This is a genomic window from [Clostridium] symbiosum, from assembly GCA_036419695.1.
GTDB lineage: Bacteria > Bacillota > Clostridia > Lachnospirales > Lachnospiraceae > Otoolea > Otoolea symbiosa_A.
Genome location: CP143946.1, coordinates 504670 through 524646 on the forward strand (window position 1 = coordinate 504670; position 19977 = coordinate 524646).

13 protein-coding genes and 1 CRISPR repeat array are annotated in these 19977 nt (G+C 46.4%); of the genes, 12 read left to right on the top strand and 1 reads right to left on the bottom strand.

What is annotated here, in order from left to right:
• Positions 1 to 422: 422 nt before the first annotated feature.
• The 7 genes from cas3 (at position 423) to cas2 (ending at position 8708) form a co-directional block, all read left to right on the top strand.
• Entirely contained in the window at positions 423 to 2579 is a 2157-nt protein-coding gene (cas3, locus tag V3C10_02385; protein ID WVP62684.1) for a CRISPR-associated helicase Cas3', read from the top strand.
• Positions 2580 to 3390: 811 nt separating this feature from the next.
• Complete coding sequence (gene cas5c, locus V3C10_02390; protein WVP62685.1) at positions 3391 to 4050, top strand: type I-C CRISPR-associated protein Cas5c; 660 nt, start codon at positions 3391 to 3393, stop codon at positions 4048 to 4050.
• Positions 4047 to 5795 (top strand): type I-C CRISPR-associated protein Cas8c/Csd1, encoded by a 1749-nt coding sequence (gene cas8c, locus V3C10_02395; GenBank protein WVP62686.1) that lies wholly within the window; start codon positions 4047 to 4049, stop codon positions 5793 to 5795. The genes cas5c and cas8c overlap by 4 nt, the downstream gene beginning before the upstream one ends.
• Positions 5795 to 6685 carry a type I-C CRISPR-associated protein Cas7/Csd2 gene (cas7c, locus tag V3C10_02400; protein WVP62687.1) on the top strand — a complete coding sequence of 297 codons (891 nt, stop codon included), beginning with the start codon at positions 5795 to 5797 and terminating at the stop codon, positions 6683 to 6685. The genes cas8c and cas7c overlap by 1 nt, the downstream gene beginning before the upstream one ends.
• 32 nt (positions 6686 to 6717) lie before the next feature.
• Entirely contained in the window at positions 6718 to 7380 is a 663-nt protein-coding gene (gene cas4 / locus V3C10_02405; protein WVP62688.1) for a CRISPR-associated protein Cas4, read from the top strand.
• Entirely contained in the window at positions 7377 to 8408 is a 1032-nt protein-coding gene (cas1c, locus tag V3C10_02410; protein ID WVP62689.1) for a type I-C CRISPR-associated endonuclease Cas1c, read from the top strand. Before cas4 ends, cas1c begins: the two co-directional genes overlap by 4 nt.
• Before the next feature lie 9 nt (positions 8409 to 8417).
• Complete coding sequence (cas2, locus tag V3C10_02415; protein ID WVP62690.1) at positions 8418 to 8708, top strand: CRISPR-associated endonuclease Cas2; 291 nt, start codon at positions 8418 to 8420, stop codon at positions 8706 to 8708.
• Positions 8709 to 8879: 171 nt separating this feature from the next.
• A CRISPR array of direct repeats spans positions 8880 to 9311; the repeat unit is 33 nt; unit sequence GTCGTTCCCTTCGCGGGGAACGTGGATTGAAAT.
• A gap of 232 nt (positions 9312 to 9543) precedes the next feature.
• Here the strand turns inward: cas2 and V3C10_02420 are convergent.
• Complete coding sequence (locus tag V3C10_02420; protein ID WVP62691.1) at positions 9544 to 10422, bottom strand: LysR family transcriptional regulator; 879 nt, start codon at positions 10420 to 10422, stop codon at positions 9544 to 9546.
• Positions 10423 to 10600: 178 nt separating this feature from the next.
• On the opposite strand from V3C10_02420, the gene V3C10_02425 reads away from it, so the two are divergent.
• The 5 genes from V3C10_02425 to V3C10_02445 all read left to right on the top strand — a co-directional run bounded on the left by V3C10_02425 (position 10601) and on the right by V3C10_02445 (position 19969).
• Positions 10601 to 11659 (top strand): NCS2 family permease, encoded by a 1059-nt coding sequence (locus V3C10_02425; protein WVP62692.1) that lies wholly within the window; start codon positions 10601 to 10603, stop codon positions 11657 to 11659.
• Positions 11660 to 11717: 58 nt separating this feature from the next.
• Entirely contained in the window at positions 11718 to 12287 is a 570-nt protein-coding gene (locus V3C10_02430) for a phosphoribosyltransferase family protein (protein ID WVP62693.1), read from the top strand.
• 745 nt (positions 12288 to 13032) lie between these two features.
• Complete coding sequence (locus tag V3C10_02435) at positions 13033 to 14847, top strand: ABC transporter ATP-binding protein (protein WVP62694.1); 1815 nt, start codon at positions 13033 to 13035, stop codon at positions 14845 to 14847.
• A gap of 3 nt (positions 14848 to 14850) precedes the next feature.
• Positions 14851 to 16713 (top strand): ABC transporter ATP-binding protein, encoded by a 1863-nt coding sequence (locus tag V3C10_02440; protein ID WVP62695.1) that lies wholly within the window; start codon positions 14851 to 14853, stop codon positions 16711 to 16713.
• Between the two features lie 343 nt (positions 16714 to 17056).
• Positions 17057 to 19969 carry a glycoside hydrolase family 3 N-terminal domain-containing protein gene (locus tag V3C10_02445; protein ID WVP62696.1) on the top strand — a complete coding sequence of 971 codons (2913 nt, stop codon included), beginning with the start codon at positions 17057 to 17059 and terminating at the stop codon, positions 19967 to 19969.
• Positions 19970 to 19977 lie beyond the last annotated feature (8 nt).

The window sequence follows — 19977 nt, forward strand, 5'->3', positions numbered from 1 at the left end:
CGATGGGCAGGTTTCAGGATTCCAGCGGCTACAGGTATAGAATTCTACCGTACAATCACACTGCTTCCCTATTTCTAGATAGTGTTTGGGGTGTTGCTCACTATATTTACGGAGGCAAACGGGAATGGTGCTAAGCCTTACATCGTTTATATTAATAAACAGCATCCAAGAAAATCTACCTGCAATTGCCCTTTTGTGAATGGCAGACGTGTGATTTGTAAGCATATGCTGGCACTGTTATTCACCATAGCGCCGGAAACCGTTCAAAATTTCCTCAAAGAAGTTGAGAAATATGAAGCAGAGGAAAACAAGAGGAGGCAACTGCATTATGTTGGAATGAAAGCGTATGTAAAGAGTCTTTCAAAATCAGAACATCAGGAACAGCTACTAATAGCTGAATTTCAGCCAGAAAGGAGCCGCTTATGGAATACCTTGCGCATATCAGCGAAGATAAAAATCGGGAGCAAAGCATAAAAAATCATTTAGAGGGAACGGCCCTCCTGGCAGAGAAGTTTGCAAATGAGTTCGGTTATGGAGACTGGGGCTATTTCTGCGGGAAGCTCCACGACATCGGGAAATATTCGGCTAAATTTCAGAGGCGTATCAAAGGCAGCGGCGAGACAGCAGATCATGCTACGGCGGGAGCACAACTATGCCTGCAATTGGGCAAACAAAAAGGCGGTTTCTATGTCGCCCCTGCGTACTGTATTGCTGGCCATCACGCCGGCCTTCCGGACACGGGAACGAGCGCGGATACGGGAGAAAGAGGAACCTTCCTGGGCAGGATGAAGAAGAAAATAGAAGACTATGGGGCATATCAAGAGGAGATATCAGTACCTCCTCTTTCACCCCCTGTTTTTACGAGGGATGGGAAGACAGATCCTACCTTTACCATGAGCTTTCTCATCCGCATGCTGTATTCCTGCCTCGTGGATGCCGATTATCTTGATACAGAGGACTTCATGAAGGACGGCGGTACAGGCCGGATGGCGGGAGAATGTATCCCGGTACTTTTGGAGAAGTTGAATCGCCATATCGAGAAATGGGTTGTAAATGAAGAAAAGGATACGATCAACGGGCGAAGGACGGAGATACTTAAATACTGTATCGAGCAGGGAAAGAAAGAGAAGGGGCTGTTTCGCCTGACCGTTCCGACCGGGGGTGGAAAGACGGTGGCGTCTCTGGCATTTGCCCTGAACCATGCGGCGGAGCATGGGATGAAGCGTGTCATCTACGTGATTCCGTATACCAGCATCATCGAGCAGAACGCAAATGTATTCAGCGATATTCTGGGGAAAGAAAATGTTCTGGAACATCATAGCGGTATTGATTATGAAAGCACGGAGGAACTGAAGCCAAAGCAGCTGGCGACGGAAAACTGGGATCTGCCTGTCATTGTGACGACGAATGTCCAGTTCTTCGAGTCTCTATTTTCCAATAAATCTTCGAAATGCAGAAAATTACATAACATTGCGAACAGCGTTATTATCTTTGACGAGGCGCAGATGCTTCCGAATGATTATCTATTACCGTGTATTGCCGCAATGGAGGAGTTGATCCGGCACTATGAGAGCAGCATTGTGCTGTGTACGGCGACTCAGCCATCTTTGAAACCATTCTTTCCAGAGGATTTGCATTATACGGAGCTGTGTCCGCGCATGGAAGAACAGTTTCGCTTTTTCAAGAGAGCCAGCTTTAAAAATTTAGGAAAAATACCGGAGGACGAGCTCTTAGAAAGGCTGAGAACGGAAGAACAGGCGCTGTGTATTTTGAATACAAAAAATAACGTACAAAAGCTGTATGAGAAAATCAAGGGGGAGGGAGTCTATCACCTTTCAACCTTCATGTATCCCAATCACCGCCAGAATCGCCTGAAAGATATACGGGAGAGATTAGAGAAAGGAAAAAAATGTATTGTCATTGCCACCAGTCTGGTGGAGGCCGGCGTGGATCTGGATTTTCAGAGCGTCTACAGGGAACTGGCCGGCGTGGATTCCATGATACAGGCGGCAGGCCGGTGCAACAGAGAGGGGAACCGGCCTGCCCAGACCAGCTTTGCCTATTATTTTCAGTTGGAAGAGTCCAGAAAGATTCCAGGACAGGAACTGCAGATCGAAACGGCAAGACAGGTAATCCGAAATCATGAAGACATAGCTTCCCTCGAGGCGGTTCAGGATTATTTTACCAGATTATATCGTTTTAAAGGATCTGCCCTGGACAAAAAGAATATTTTAGATGAATTCCAAAAAGGCCGGTTTGCTTTTTCCACGGTCGGAAGAGAATTTAAACTGATCGAGCAGAATACAAAAACAATTTTGATTCCGATCGAAGAACGTGCCAAAGAAATTGCGGAGGAATTGAGGTTGAAAGGGGTGTCAAAAAAATTAATCCGGGAGGCGGGACAATATTGCGTTAATATTTATGATAATCTTTTTCAAAAATTGTATGGCGCCGGGATGGTTGTTGGGGTATCGGAGGAGTTGAAAGAAGAGTTTTTTGTTTTAAAGGACTGTGGGAATTATTCGGAAGAGACTGGCTTGCAGATTCATGTGGAGCTGGGGACGGGGGTGTGGTTGTAAAATGTCAGCGAGAGCCAGGTTCATTCTGGCTCTCGCTGTGGATTGAAAAATTACACTAAGCTTGCGAAATACGACGGTGATAAAAATAAAGAAGAGTTTACTTCTCTTGTGTTGAGAAGTATTCCCTTCTTTACTCATAACATTATTGTTTCTACCCACAGGTTTTATCCTGACAAATATAGTATAACATATAAAAAACAATATTTCAATAAAGTTAATTGTAAATAGAAAGGAAATGTGATGCTTTTTATTGAATGTCTTGGTAAATTATGATATATTGGTTTCAGAGAACAATCGTCCACAGGAGTGTTGATCTATATTACATAGAATGGGGGTGGTGTTCATGAAGAACGAATTTAGCTTTGGTGATTTGATGCAATTTGGATTATTTTTGCTGGCACTACTGACATTTATTTATCTGATTATTCAGTAGTGCCATGTAGAAAAACCACCCTTGAAACTTTGCCAGGTGTCAGAGCGGTGTTTTCTACCTTCTTCATGGGTTAGACCACTTGTGGACGATAGTTCTTTTTATGTTTACATCGTAACAGATTTCAAAAATTTATTCAAGAATTTTTTAGCCTGTAGTTTTACCTTACCTATATCATAAATTTGTAAGTATATGTATAGTTGAAAAGCAACAATTCTTTATTTGTTGAGAGGTTATATCACAATTATTTAGATATAAATGACAATGTATGTACTACCACATAATCAAAAAACAAGTAGAAAATGAGTTTATATTAAGCAATATAGAATTACGTATTGTTAATATACAAAATGCAAGATACAACAGAAGGGAGAGAAAGCGATGAGTGTGGGAGTCAGAGTGAAAGTCTGGGGTGATTATGCACTTTTTTCCCGCCCAGAGATGAAAGTGGAACGTTGCAGCTATGATATCATGACGCCGTCTGCCGCCCGGGGAATTCTGGAGGCCATCTACTGGCATCCGGGCTTGGCGTGGAGAATCGACCGCATTCACGTCATGAAACCGATTCAGTTCACCTCTATCCGACGGAATGAGGTCAAGAGCAAGGTTTCGGCGAGCAATGCGCTTTCTGTCTATAACGGGGCTAAAAAGGAATTGTTCATCAGCAGCAAAGAGGAGATTGTCCAGAGAGCTTCGCTGCTTTTAAAGGACGTGGAGTATGTCATAGAGGCTCATTTTGAAATGACGGATCGAGCAAATGACAGTGACAATCCGGGAAAGTTTAAGGACATTATCACGAGGCGGCTAAAGCGGGGAGAATGTTACCATACACCCTATTTTGGCTGCCGGGAATTTCCGGTCAATTTCTGTCTCTATGATGATGAGATTCATGGAGCCTATGAGGTAGTGGAAGAAAAGGATCTGGGATTTATGCTCTTCGACATGGATTACTCAAATCCAGAGGATATACAGCCGATGTTCTTTCGGGCTGTCATGCGCCGGGGTGTTGTGGATTTGAGGGACTGCGAGGTGATTCGATGATACTGCAGGCGTTGGTAAAGCACTATGAGACTTTAGCGGAGCAGGGAAAAGTGTCGAGACAGGGGTGGTGTCGGGCAAAGGTGACCTATGCGCTGGACATCGACGCAGAAGGCAGACTGCTGGGGCTGATTCCACTCAAGCAGGAAGAGGAGCGGGGAAAAAAGACGGTCTGGGTGCCGCAGATGATGGAAGTGCCGGAGATGGCGGCCCGTTCTTCAGGAGTATCGGCAAATTTTTTGTGTGATAATTCCAAATATCTACTGGGGATCGATAAGGATGGAAGCGGCAAACGCGTTTTAGAATGTTTTCAGGCAGCTAGAGAAAAGCATGAGTCCATTCTTGAACAAGTACAGAGCAAGGCCGCTGTGGCGGTGAAAAATTTCTTTAAGAATTGGGATCCCATGAAAGCGAAGGAAAATCCGGAACTGCTTGAGAATTGGGAAGACATTACGGCTGGCGGAAATCTGATTTTTTATGTGGAAACGCAGTACGCGCAGGAAGATCCGGATATACGTGATGCCTGGGATGAAGCTCTTTTGGCAGCTGGAAACGAGAACCAAGCAATTTGCCTTGTGACCGGAAAGAAGGCGGAGATTTCCCGGATTCATACTGTGATTCGGGGGGTTCAGGGCGCACAGTCCAGCGGGGCGGCATTGGTGTCTTTCAACGCACCATCCTTTGAGTCCTATGGAAAAGAGCAGAGTTTTAACGCACCAGTCGGGAAATATGCGATGTTTGCCTATACGACGGCGCTAGGTTACTTGCTCTCTCAGAGAAAATACATCTTTATGCTGGGAGATACGACGATTCTCTTTTGGGCGGAGGATGGCGAGGAGCTCTATCAGGATCTATTTCTGGGGGCAATGGAGCCGACGGACGACAACCAGGAGGCACTGAGGGGGATTTTTTCCAACCTGCAGGCCGGGCGGGGGATTGATGTAGACGGAATCCAGATCAATCCGGAGCAGAAATTCTACATACTGGGGCTGGCCCCCAATGCGGCGCGGCTGTCGGTCAGGTTCTTTTACGAGAATCACTTTGGAACAATTTTGTCCAATATCAAAAAGCACTATGAACAGATGGAAATCATTAGGCCGTCCTGGGACAAAATTGAATTTCCGGGTGCCTGGAGGGTGCTTTTCGAGACCGTAAACCAGAAATCCAAGGAAAAGAAACCGCAGCCCAACATGGCGGCATCGGTGTTTGAATCGATTTTGTCTGGGAAAAAGTACCCGGAAAGCTTATACAGCAATGTGCTGATACGGATTCGCGCGGAACAGGGGAGAATCACCCGTGGGCGCGCGGCGATTATAAAGGCCTGTTTGATTCGGAATCACGGAAAACAATGGACAGAGGAGGGGTGCTTTGTGGGATTAAATGAACAATGTAAGGATGTGGCTTATGTATTGGGGAGGGAATTTGCTGTGCTGGAGGCCATTCAGGAGGACGCCAATCCTGGAATCAATGCGACGATTAAAGATCGGTATTTTAACTCGGCCTGTGCGGCGCCGGCGTCGGTATTTCCTATTTTGTTGAAGCTGAAAAACAGTCATATCCGAAAATTGGAGACCGGGAAACGGATTTTTTATGAAAAAATGCTAACCGGACTCGAGGGGATGATCGAGGTGGAAGAGGAATGTCCTTTAGCCTTTCCGCGGAGATTGTCCTTGGAAGAACAGGGGATGTTTATATTGGGATATTACCATCAGGTTCAGAAGCGTTTCGAGAAAAAGGAGGAGAAGTAATGGGTGAAGTGATTAAAAACAGGTACGAATTTGTCGTATTGTTTGATGTGGAAAATGGCAATCCGAACGGAGATCCGGATGCCGGAAATATGCCGAGAATCGATCCAGAGAGCGGATACGGACTGGTGACGGATGTCTGCTTAAAGAGAAAAATCCGTAATTATGTGGAGATTGTGAAAGAAGAGGAGGAAGGATACCAGATCTATATAAAAGAGAATATTCCGTTGAACCGGAGCGACAGCAAGGCATTTGAGTACTTAAAGATTGACGAGTCCAAAACAAAGGATTTAAAGAAAAATGATCCCGAGGCAGACCAGAAAATCAGAGATTTCATGTGTAAGAACTTCTTTGATATCCGGACATTTGGCGCAGTTATGACTACATTTGTAAAGGCTTCTCTAAACTGCGGCCAGGTGAGGGGGCCTGTGCAGTTGGGCTTTGCCCGAAGTATTGACCCAATTGTGAGCCAGGAAGTGACGATCACGCGAGTGGCTATTACAACGGAAAAGGATGCGGGGAATAAGAGTACGGAGATGGGCAGAAAGAATATCGTGCCTTACGGACTCTACCGTGTGGAGGGATATATTTCTGCCAATCTTGCCAGAAAAGTGACCGGCTTTTCGGAGGAGGATCTGGAACTCTTGTGGGAGGCAATTATCAATATGTTCGAACACGATCATTCGGCGGCAAGGGGAAAGATGGCTGTTCGGGAATTAATTGTATTCAAACACAGTAAAGAATTGGGAGATTGTCCTGCTTATAAGTTGTTTGAGGCCGTGGAAGTAAAGAAAAAGGACGAAATTCTCTATCCGAGAAAGTACCAGGACTATGAGGTTACGGTTCACGAAGAGCTGATTCCGGATACGGTGGAGGTAATCAGAAAGATATAAGTAGAATGTGTGGAGGTAAATAGAAAAATATAGTGGAATATAGGGAAGAAGATTATTTGATGATATCCGGTATCCAGCATTTCGTGTTTTGCCGCAGGCAGTGGGCCTTGATTCATATTGAGCAGCAATGGGCGGAAAATGTGCATACAGTTACGGGAGAGTTGATGCACAAAAAAGCGCATGACCCGTATTTGACGGAAAACCGTAAGGAGGTACTCATTGCGAGGGCTCTGCCTGTTTCTTCCCGGACGCTGGGCGCAAGCGGGGAATGCGATGTAGTGGAATTTCATCGGAGTGAAGATGGGGTGCATCTCCACGGGCATCGCGGGTTATACAGCATTTATCCCATTGAATATAAAAAGGGGAAACCTAAGATTTCAGAGGAGGATATTCTGCAGCTTGCTGCCCAGACAATCTGCCTGGAAGAAATGTTTTCCACGGTCATACCGGAAGCAGCTATTTTCTACGGTGAGACACGCCGACGTGAGCTCATAGAGATGACAGATGACCTGAGAGACAGGGTTCGTGATATGTTTCAGGAAATGCATCAGTACTATGAGCGGCGGTACACTCCGAAGGTCAGATGGAGTAAGAGCTGTAACGGCTGTTCCCTGAAAGACATCTGTCTGCCAAAGCTGGGAAAGACCATGCCGGTGGGAGCATATATAAAACAGGCACTGGAGGAAGAAAAATGAAAAAACTGCTGAACACCTTATATGTGACTTCAGAAGACAGTTATCTTTCACTGGACGGTGAAAATATTGTTGTGCTGGATAAGGAACGGGAGATAGGGCGCCTTCCCCTCCATAATCTGGAGGGGATCGTCTCGTTCGGTTACCGTGGAACCAGCCCGGCACTGATGGGAGCGTGTGCGGAGCGCAATATTTCTCTTTGCTTTGTGAGCCCCAGCGGCAGATTTCTGGCACGGGTAACGGGGAGAGTAAAGGGAAATGTAGTGTTGAGAGACAAGCAGTACCGAACGTGTATGGATGAGGCGGCGAGTCTGGAGATTGCAAAAAACTGTATTACTGGAAAGGTACACAATGCGAGGTGGGTGCTGGAGCGCGCTGTCCGGGATCACGGTATGCAGATTGATGCGGAGAAAGTAAAACGGGCCTCTCTTTTCCTTAAGGATGCTGCACTCAGAATCCGCACCAGCGAATCGAAGGACCGCCTGAGGGGCTATGAAGGAGAGGCCGCCAGCGTTTATTTCGGCATATTTGATGAAATGATTCTGCAGCAGAAGAAAGATTTTGCCTTTTCCGGAAGAAACAAGAGGCCGCCGACCGATAATGTAAATGCAATGCTGTCTTTTGTATACACGCTGCTGACAAATAATATTGCAGCCGCGCTGGAAACTGTCGGGCTGGATCCTTATGTGGGCGTCTTCCATACGGAGCGCCCCGGCCGGGTGTCCCTGGCTCTGGATTTGATAGAAGAGCTGCGTCCTGTACTGGCGGATCGTTTTGTTCTGTCTATGGTTAACAAAAAAATTGTTCAGCGGGGGGATTTCCTGAAAAAGGAAAATGGCGCTGTTCTGATGAAGGAGGATGCCAGAAGAAGGTTCCTCACAGAGTGGCAGAACCGGAAAAAGGAAACCCTGACACATCCGTATTTACAGGAAAAGGTTGAGTGGGGGATGGTTCCCTATGTTCAGGCAATGCTGCTTGCGAGACACCTGCGGGGCGATCTGGACGCATATCCGCCATTTTTGTGGAAGTGAGGAGAGAATTTGCTGGTATTGATTACATATGACGTGAATACGGAGACAGCCGGAGGAAAAACGAGACTCAGAAAGGTTGCCAAGCAATGTGTGAACTACGGTCGCCGAGTTCAAAATTCAGTGTTTGAGTGTATCTTGGACAATGCGCAGTGTGTGCTGCTGAAGTCGATTTTGACAGAGATTATAGATGAAGAGGTCGACAGCCTGAGGTTCTATTATCTGGGCAATAAGTATAAGACGAAGGTGGAGCATATAGGGGTTGATAAAGGAATTGCGGCGGATGACACTCTGATTTTGTAGTGCGAATGTGAAGCACACATGAAAATCCAGGGGGATTCGCACCGGAAAAAGTGCACAAAAAGGGGAGAGAGAGTAGATGTTTGGTTAGATTCTTGAGTGGTATTATGCAGGAAATATTCTAATAATACAAAAATGTGGCTGTGTTGTGATATAATATTGGATATATTTGCTGTCGTTCCCTTCGCGGGGAACGTGGATTGAAATACATGATTTATAAACGTAGGAGGCGATCACATGGTCGTTCCCTTCGCGGGGAACGTGGATTGAAATAAGCATCTGTTGGATCTTAGCGTAGTCAATCGCCGTCGTTCCCTTCGCGGGGAACGTGGATTGAAATCGGCGCATCTAAGTGACTCGTTTTACCAGAAAGAAGTCGTTCCCTTCGCGGGGAACGTGGATTGAAATGTCTGGCGATGAGACCTATTTCAACGTCGGTCTTGGTCGTTCCCTTCGCGGGGAACGTGGATTGAAATACAGCAGATCGTAGAACATGTTGCAAGACTATTGTCGTTCCCTTCGCGGGAACATAGATTGAAATATGCGAAATGTAAAAATGGAGCGGGATGCTATCAGTCATTCCCTTAGCGGGAACATGAATTAAAATCAAAATCTTCCTCTCCCCTACGCAATACTCTCTATCTGCATCAAAATATCAATACTATGCAGTATAAACAAAATGAAAGCCAGTAACTTTAATTACTGGCCGGCTATAGAGATTTACAGACTCAAAGTAAGTGAATCTAAAAACTCCTCCATTTTCTAATAATAATTACATTACTGTTAATTTAATTTTCCAGAGCAGATAACAAAGCTTCATTGCTCCTTATCCCACCCTTCACTCAACATCAACCCCATGAAACCCAAAAAAATTCCGTGCCGCCTGCGACAGCGGATATTCCTTATTAACAATAAAAGCACTGGTAATAAAAAGATTTTCATCCGAAAAATGTTTCACCGACAGGTCATGAATATGCTGAAAATCGGCCGCTGTCAGGGAGGCCAGGGCAACTGTGCCGAAGGAGCGGGCCCATTCGATTGCGGTTGCATTGGAAGAAGTGATAATTGAAATATTCGGTGCCAGCAGGCAATGCCCAAAGGAAGAGCGGACGAGATCCAGACAGTCAAAGGGAACTGCCAGCGGATAATCTGCCAGTTGGGAAATATCAAGCATATCACCTTTCTGCATCAGAGGATGCTCCGGCCTGCAGATTGCCACGATTGTCTCTTTCTCATAGGGGTATACGGCCAGAGAAGCATAGCCGGGGAGGTTGGAGCGTATGAGCCCGATTTCCGTCACATGGTTCAGGACATTGGGAATCGCGAAATCGCTGGGAATTTCATAAAAATCAAAATTGACATTGGGATATTCGGCCCGGAAATCATCGAACAGATGGTGAAGAAAATAGGCTGAGTTCCCTGCTGGGATCGACAGCTTTAACAGTTCGGAAAAAGCTGTTTTTTTATTGTGAATTTCGTTGTGAAGTTTTTCTTCAGCCTGGCAGATTTCCCTTGCCCGCAGATAAAATACACGCCCGGCATCGGTCAATTCCAGCTTGTGCCGGTTTCGGATTAACAGCTTTGCTCCATAATAAGCTTCTATATTTTTGAGCTGATTGCTGAGAGAAGGCTGGGCAATCAATAATTTATTTGATGCAGCTAAAATACTTCCGCATTCCACAATTGCGATAAAATTCCGGTAAGATTCTAAAGTCATGGTAAAAACTCCCTTTTTATTATAATGAAATTATTATAATAACTATGTAAAAATGATAGTTTTATTATATTAAAATATATGCTACAATGCAAATTGTTTTTAAAAAAGTATACTTATAAAAGATGTATATTTTATAAGTAATGCTAATTAATAAAAATAAGGGGGACTAAAGATTACAATGAATGCATTACTGACAGATTTACTTGCCGTATTTGGTGTTGTTTTGAACGCGCTGCCTCAGGGACTTCTGGCGCTTTCTTTTGGATTTGCAGCCGTTCCGACGGCGATGGCTTTTTTTATCGGAGCAGCGGGAAACGTAATTACTGGAAATGTGGCGCCGATTTCATTTCAGGCGGAAACGATAACGTACGCAGGTACCAGCGGAAGAAACCGTTCGGAGCGGTGTACCATGATTTTTATCGGAGCGGTTATCCTTGCCGTAGTCGGAGCATGCGGAATGCTGACCAGGATTGTGGAGTTTATCGGAACGGATATTGCAAATGGAATGATGGCCGGAGTAGGACTGATTTTAACAAAAGCGGCTGTCAACATGGTTAAGGAGGATCGTCTGGCCGGAGGTGTTTCTCTGGCCGCTGCGGTGATTACCTATCTTTTGACCAGAACCAGTGCAAATACACTGGTTTACACAATTGTTATCTCGGTCACCGTCTCCAGTATAGCGTCGGCCATATTTAATAAAGAAAAGAAAAATATTGTTGTTGCCGATGACAAATTTACGCGTCAGAAATTTACAATAAACGGAACGGTTATTTTTGGCGCTCTCGGCATGGTCTGCTTAAATATTGGTTCCAATATTTCTTTCGGAGCAATCACTGCCAGTATGGCAGGAACAGACACCTTTAATGTGGATCATTTAACTTTAATCTCTTCCCTTGCTGATATCGGTTCCTCTTTCTTCGGCGGTGCACCGGTTGAGTCGATTATCTCCGCTACCGCGAATGCACCCCACCCGGTATGGGCAGGTGTGGCGATGATGATGGTGGTAGGCGCAATTCTGTTAAGCGGACTGCTTCCTAAGATTGGAAATTATGTTCCGGCTTCGTCTATTGCAGGATTTCTGCTTGTGCTTGGCCTGTTTAAGACATTTATCCTTGATGCACCGGCGGCTTTAGCGGTTAATCCGGCGGTAGGAGGAAGTGCACTCGTTGTTACGGCAATCTCCAATCCATTTCTTGGTATGCTTGCCGGAATTGCAGCCAGAATTCTTGGCCTGTAATTCTTAGACTGTGATTTTTAGACTGTAATTCTTGGACTGTATAGGGAGGAAATCATTTATGAAAACCTATGAATTGAATCTTTTTGGTGTTAAACGGGAGCTGCCTTTTATCGATTTGGAGGACGATCTGGCCTTCGCCAGCTTCGTGATTATGGGAGATACGGAATTGATTATGGCCTGTGCACCGGAGCTTGTTAAGAAGATCGGGGACGTGGATGTGATTGTGACGGCGGAAGCCAAGGGAATTGCCCTGGCCTATGAAATCAGCAGAATCCTCGGGAAAAAAGAGTTTATCGTTGCAAGAAAAAGCATTAAATCTTATATGAGCGGAGTGGTATCGGTTTCCGTGCATTCCATCACTACCTCAGGGGAGCAGCATCTGTATCTGGATGGTCATGATGCGGAGAGGATCCGGGGAAAAAGAGTGTGTATTGTTGACGACGTGATTTCTACCGGAGAGTCTCTCTATGCACTGGAAGCGCTGGTTGAAAGTGCAGAGGGAATTGTCATTAAAAAAGCAGCGGTTCTCGCAGAGGGAAACGCGGCAAAGAGGGATGACATTATCTTTCTGCAGAAGCTACCGTTATTTCAGAAATCTGATAACGGAAGCTATGAAATCAAGGCATAATGATTGCAAAGGTGGACATTATACCCGGCGTATACCGGTTATTATACATATAGCAGAAATACGTGTGTTATATTCCGTCGCCGCCCTTATTCGCAAAGTGGATGAAGCCCCATATTCATGAATCGGATATGAAATTATAACGGCTGCAGGAGTTTAGCGTAAGAAATTCAGGATAAATAAAAAGAAGGCAGATATTGCACATTCCGGCTGGGAGTGAGGAATATCTGCTTTTTCATTTACTATAAATAAGAATGTGGAATGAATCTGATCATAATAAAGTTCACATAATATTTCAGAGCCGGCCCATTATTTGCGGACCGGACAACTATCATAGATGCAGCGGAAATAATGCTGATAAATAATAAAGTTTTGAATTTGTATTAGAAATGGAATAAACGGCTGAATGTGTAACAGTTACTGTTCACTCGGGAGCTATTTCGCGAAACGTGTTATTGTTCACAGCGCAATGCGATATGAACAATAACGTGTAACACGATTATTATAAAGATATCTTCGCCATTCAGTTGTAATCTTCTTTAAAAATGATAAAATAAAAAAGGCAGACAAAAGTCAGCGAGGAAGTATTTAACAAGACAGCGGATAACAAGACAGCGGATAACAAGACAGCGGATAACAAGACGGCAGTTATCAAAACAGCAATTTGCAGAACAGCATTTAACATCACATCTGCCCTCCGATTCGTAATAATAGACCAAAATACCAAAATAAAAACAAGGAAAAAATCATGAAATCAAAAAATAGAAAAATCGATTTAATATTTAGATTTCTTCAAGGTTCAAAAGGCTACTTTGCAGTGGCGGTAGCCGCGTCGCTGATATCGACCGTATTAAATGCGCTGACACCGCAGATTTTCCGTTTCAGTGTAGATGAGGTGCTGAGCGGAAACGGCGGTAGTTATCTGTCGGATAAACTCTGGGTGCTGGCTTTGATGATAGTGGCCGTTGCGGTAGCCTCGGGAATTTTTACCTATATAAGCCGTACCAATACGGCAAAAGCAGGTGAGAATTTTGCGAAAAATTTAAGGGATACATTATTTATCCATGTCCAGAAACTTCCGATGAAGTGGCACGACAGGCATCAGACAGGAGATATTATTCAGCGGTGTACTTCCGATGTGGAGGTAATCCGCGGTTTTGTCGTGACACAGCTTCTGGAGGTGTTTCGTACGGCATTTCTTGTGGTTATTTCTTTTGTTATGATGTTTTCCATGAACGTGAAGCTGTCCTGCATCGTTTTGCTGTTTGTACCCGTCGTAATCGTGTATTCGACGGTATTTTATAGGCTGATAGCAAAAAGGTTCACCACCGCGGATGAAGCAGAGGGAGAACTTTCCACTGTGGTGCAGGAAAATGCAACAGGAGTCCGGGTGGTACGTGCATTTGGCCGTGAACAGTTTGAAATGGAGCGGTTTGATGAGAAGAATAATGCTTTTGCAAAACTGTGGATCCGCCTGGGGACTTTATCCGGCCTGTACTGGGGGATTGGCGATCTGATAACGGGACTGCAGGTGGTTGCGGTTATTATTTTCGGAGTCATGGAAGCGGTAAACGGCTCCATATCTGTAGGGGAATTTATCGCGTTTGCTGCTTATAATTCTACGCTCGTGTGGCCGATCCGCGGCCTCGGCCGTATCCTGTCGGATATGAGTAAAGCCGGCGTTTCTTTTGAACGAGTAGACTATATCATTCGTTCCGAGGAAGAGGAATATGGAAAAGGGGAGGAATCCGAAAAAGGAAAATCATGTGATGCATCCCGGAGGAAGAATACAGAATCTACCGGAAAATATGATATTTCCTTCCGCCATGTTTCCTTTGGCTATGAGGAAGGAAAAGAGGTGCTTCGGGACGTTTCCTTCACGATCCCGGAGGGCCGGACATTTGGTATTTTAGGCGGAACGGGAAGCGGAAAATCCACGGTTATCCAGCTTCTTTCAAGGCTGTATGAGCTGGACGGAAATAAGGGAAGTATCTGTATAGGCGGCAGAGCGATTCAGGATATTCCGATTGAGGCGCTCAGGAGAAATATCGGGATGGTGTTGCAGGAACCGTTTTTATATTCCAGGACAATTCGGGAAAATATTGCGGCTTCCGTTCCGGATGCATCGATGGAAGAGATCCGGTATGCGGCGCAGATTGCGTGTATCGACGACGCTATCATGAACTTTCCGGACGGGTATGAGACACTTGTCGGAGAGCGGGGAGTCACTCTGTCGGGCGGGCAGAAACAGAGGATTGCCATTGCAAGAATGCTGCTGCAGAAAGCGCCGATTATGGTTTTCGACGATTCCTTATCGGCCGTCGATTCCCAGACGGATTATAACATCCGTCATGCGCTGAAAGAGCATATGAGGGAGGCAACGGTAATCCTGATCTCCCATCGGGTAACCTCACTGATGGGAGCAGACGAGATAATGGTGTTAAATCAGGGGAAAATAGAAGAGTGCGGAACCCATGGGGAACTGATACGGAAAAATGGAATCTACCGCAGGATTTATGAAATCCAGATGAGCCGGGATGACAGAGAGAAAATGGAGGAATAAAAGATGGCTGCGTACGAAGAACAGGAATATAACAGTCCCTTCAGCTTCGGGATATGGATGAAGCTGTCTCCATTTTTCAAACCGTATAAAAAGTTTTTCGCAATTACGCTGGGGCTCAACATGCTGCTGGCGGGCGTAGATATCCTCGTACCGCTGTTTCAGAGCTATGCAATTGATACGTTTATCATACCCGGCCATATGAATGGCCTTGGGATATTTGCACTGATTTATATCGCAGTCATTATAGGCCAGACAGCCTGCGTCTACCTGTCCGTCCGTGCGGCGACGGTGATCGAGATGAATGTGGGAAAAGATTTAAAAAGAGCGCAGTTCCAGCATTTGCAGACACTGTCATTTTCCTACTACAATACGACGCCTGTGGGTTATATCCATGCCCGTGTCATGAGCGACACGCTGAGGATAGCGGGGATGATCGCATGGGGGCTGGTGGATATGTTCTGGGCCCTGATTTATGTGGTCAGCGTATTTGTGATTATGTTTATCCTGAATGCCCGCCTGGCGCTGATTATTACCGTGATTGTCCCATGCATCGCCTTGCTCACGATGTATTTCCAGAACCGGATTCTAAAATGGAACCGGAAGGTCAGGCGGATTAATTCCCAGATTACCAGTTCTTACAATGAAGGCATTACCGGAGTTAAGACGTCAAAGAGCATGGTGATAGAAAATGACAATGAAAACCGGTTTTTTGAAAGAACATCGGATATGCATCATGCGGCGATCCGTTCGGCGAAGCTGAATGCGGTCTATATCCCGGCTATTTTATTTTTCAGCTCCGTGGCATCCGCGGTTGTATTGGCAAAGGGCGGATATATGGTGCAGGAGAATCTCATAAAACTTGGGACCTTGTCCGTATTTATCTCTTATGCGGTCGTTATCTTTGAACCAATCCAGCAGCTTGCCAGACTGCTGGCCGATCTCATTTCCTGTCAGGCGAATATTGAGCGGGTGATGGACCTTCTGGAACAGAAGCCGAATGTGGTGGACCGGCCCGATGTGCTTGCGAAGTATGGGGATGCTTTTTCACCCAATAAGGAAAATTGGGAACGGATCCGAGGAGATATTGTGTTTGAGGATGTTTCCTTTATGTATCCGGACGGTAAGGAATATGTATTGGAGCATTTTAACCTTCATGTACCCGCCGGTATGAATGTCGCGATTGTAGGCGAGACGGGTGCAGGGAAGTCTACGCTTGTAAACCTCGTGGGCCGCTTTTTTGAGCCGACCAGGGGAAGAATCCTGATTGACGGTGTGGATTACCGCGAGCGGTCGCAGTTGTGGCTTCACAGCCAGATTGGCTATGTGCTGCAAAACCCTCATCTGTTTTCGGGAACCGTCCGGGAGAATATCAGATACGGACGCCTGGATGCCTCGGATGAAGAAATCGAGGAGGCCGCTGAACGTGTGTCCGCGGATAAGGTGGTCTCGAAAATGGAAAAGGGGTATGACAGCGATGTGGGCGAGAGCGGCGGCCTGCTGTCGACCGGTGAGAAGCAGTTGATTTCATTTGCGCGGGCAGTTCTTGCCAACCCGGCTATTTTTGTTCTGGATGAGGCGACTTCCTCAATCGATACACAGACGGAAAAGCTGATCCAGGATGCAACGGACCATCTGCTGAAGGGACATACTTCGTTCGTGATTGCCCACCGCCTTTCCACAATCCGCCAGGCGGACTTGATCCTGGTGGTAAAGGATGGAAAGATTATAGAGCGGGGCAGCCACCTGGAACTGCTGAATAAAAAGGGATATTACTATGAACTGTATTCCAGGCAGTTTGAGGAAGAGGCGGCTATGAGAATATATGCGGGGGAACCGGAAAAGGCGAATCAGGAAAACGAGTTTTGACAATTTCCATTATTGCACCATCCCATTATTGCACCATCCCATTATCGCACCATCCCATTATTGCGCCATCTCATTGCTGCGTCATTCAATTATTGACTTATTTCATTATACCATCATTCCATCATTCCAGCCCCCCCCTTTCCATGTATCTGTAATCTCATTTTACCGATACATGGGAGGGGGGATATTCTTATCATAACCAACAATTCACCTTTACCAATCATGCCTCATTTCCTGCAAGTTGTGCAGAATTTTTCACAGCCCCTAAAAATTATGGTAAAGTGACACCATCAAAAGCACCGCGGTTTTATCGGGTGCACACATAGATACAGGGAGGTAGAATATGTTAGCAATTAATATGGCAGATGTGGTAAATGTATTAAATACCTGCAAACCATATCTTATCGGCTTTGCCGTCGTGCTGGTACTTGCGGTTATTGCAATCGTGGCAGTGCACAAGATGCAGGCGCACAAGAGGAAACTGGTGCGCGCCGAGGCGGGGATCGCAATCCTTTTGGCGCTCGTTGTAACCGTAAATTTAATCTGCTGGGGACCTATGTCCAGCATGATTTCACTCGCAACCGGTAACGGCACAATATCCACGGAAACATCCGACGAGGCGACGGAACTTTGTACGGAGATTGCGGAGGAAGGAATCGTACTGCTGAAAAATGAGGGAAATACGCTTCCCCTGGCAGGCGGCAATTTAAATGTGTTTGGCTGGGCATCCACCAACCCCTGCTACGGCGGTACGGGTTCCGGATCCCTGTCCGATGCCTATGAGACCGTAAGTCTTCTTCAGGGCCTGGAGAACGCCGGTTTCAAGTTGAATACCGAACTTTCCGATTTCTACACATCCTACCGCGCGGACCGTCCCGTAGTCGGAATGTGGGAGCAGGACTGGACGCTTCCTGAGCCGACGGCCGATTCCTACAGTGCAGAGCTGCTGGATAACGCCAGGGCATTCTCGGATACGGCAATGGTGGTAATTACACGTGTCGGCGGTGAGGGCGCGGATCTGCCGCTGGATGTCAGCCAGGTGACTTATACAAATAACTCCGACAGCTATAACGATTTTGAGCCGGGAGAACATTTCCTCCAGCTTGATAAGACGGAGAAAGATATGATCGATCTGGTCTGCTCCAACTTCGACAACGTCGTTGTGGTTTACAATGGCGCAAACGCCATGGAACTCGGTTTTGTTAACGAGTATGAGCAGATTAAAAGTGTTGTATGGTGTCCGGGAACCGGTCAGTCCGGCTTTAACGGCCTGGGAGCAGTTCTGAGCGGAAAGGTGAATCCGTCCGGCAGAACCAGCGATACCTTTGTATTTGATTTGGAAACAACGCCTACGTCAAATAATTTTGGAAACTTTACCTATGACAATATGGATGAATTCAAGGTGACCCAGACCGGCTTTACCGGCAAAGAGGAGATCACGACCCCATCCTTTATCGATTATGTGGAGGGCATTTACGTAGGATACCGTTTCTACGAGACGGCTGCGGCCGAGGGGCTGATCGATTATGACAAAACCGTTCTTTACCCCTTTGGATATGGACTTTCCTACACGGAATTTACACAGGAAATGGGAGAAATCTCGGAGCAGGACGGAAGAATAAGCTTTGATGTAACCGTGACTAATACCGGGACTACCGCCGGTAAGGATGTGGTGGAAGTCTATTACAATCCGCCTTATGAGAACGGTGGAATCGAAAAAGCTTCGGCCAACCTGATTGCATTTGACAAGACGGATTTGCTTGAGCCGGGAGCTTCCCAGACTTTGACCATCACATTTACAGCGGAAGATATGGCGTCTTATGATTACCGGGATGCAAAGGGGTATGTGCTGGATGCGGGCGACTATATCATCAGCATCAACCGCGATTCCCACAATATCCTGGCAGAACAGACTTATACCGTGGATGAAACCATCCGCTACACAGGGGAGGAAGGACGTTCCACCGATGTACTTACGGCAACCAACCTGTTTGACTACGCGGCGGGAGATCTGACTTACCTTTCACGCAGGGACGGATTTGCCAACTATGAGGCGGCAACGGCCGCACCGGCAAGCCTGACGCTTAAGGACGAAGAAAAAGCGCTGTTCATCAACAACAGCAATTATAATACGGAGAGCCTGAACCTGGCGGACGATGAGATGCCGGTGACAGGAGCTAAGAACAGTATCAAACTGGCCGACCTGCGCGGCGCATCCTATGACGATACGCGGTGGGAAGACCTGCTCGACAATATGACGGTCGGCGACATGGATACGGTCATTGCCCTCGGCGGATACCAGACCTCGGCAGCGGGCAGCGTCGGAAAGGTGCAGACCATCGACTGTGACGGCCCGGCTTCCATCAACAATAACTTTACAGGAACCGGCTCCATCGGCTTCCCGTCGGCAGTTATGATCGCATGTACCTGGAATGAAGACATTGCGGAGGCATTTGGACAGAGTATCGGAAAGATGGCCGATGAAATGGGAGTTTCCGGCTGGTATGCACCGGCTATGAACATCCACCGCTCCGCATTTGCAGGACGTAACTTTGAGTATTATTCTGAGGACGGTGTGCTGTCCGGAAGGATTGCGGCAAAAGCGGTCATCGGGGCGGAGCAGTACGGTGTATACGCTTATATCAAACATTTTGCATTAAATGATCAGGAGACAAACCGTACCAGCATGCTGTGTACGTGGACGAATGAGCAGGCAATCCGTGAAATTTACTTAAAACCGTTTGAGATTGCGGTGAAAGAGGGCGGAGCCAAGGCAGTCATGTCTTCCTTCAACTATATCGGTACCAGATGGGCAGGCGGTTCCTCCGAGCTGTGCAACACAGTACTCAGGGACGAATGGGGATTCAAAGGATTTGTGCTGACCGACTACTTCGGTGTTTACGGTTACATGAGTTCGGATCAGGCAATCCGGAACGGCACCGACGCCATGCTGGTGGCATACGACACAGAAACAAACCATGTAAAAGATACGAAGAGCGCAACCGGAGTGAAGGCAATGCGCCAGGCATGCAAAAATGTGATGTATACGGTAGTAAACAGCCGTGCCTATGAAGCGGAGAATTTACAGACCGGATTGCTGCCATGGCAGATAATGGCGATTGTGATTGATGTCATCCTTGCGGCCGGCATTCTCGGTCTGGAACTTGTAGCTGTGAAACGCTACAAAAAGAGAAGCGGTGAGGCGCCAGTCCTGGAATCCGCACCGTTAAATGATTCAGAGGATTCCAAGCTTTAAAGAGGGAA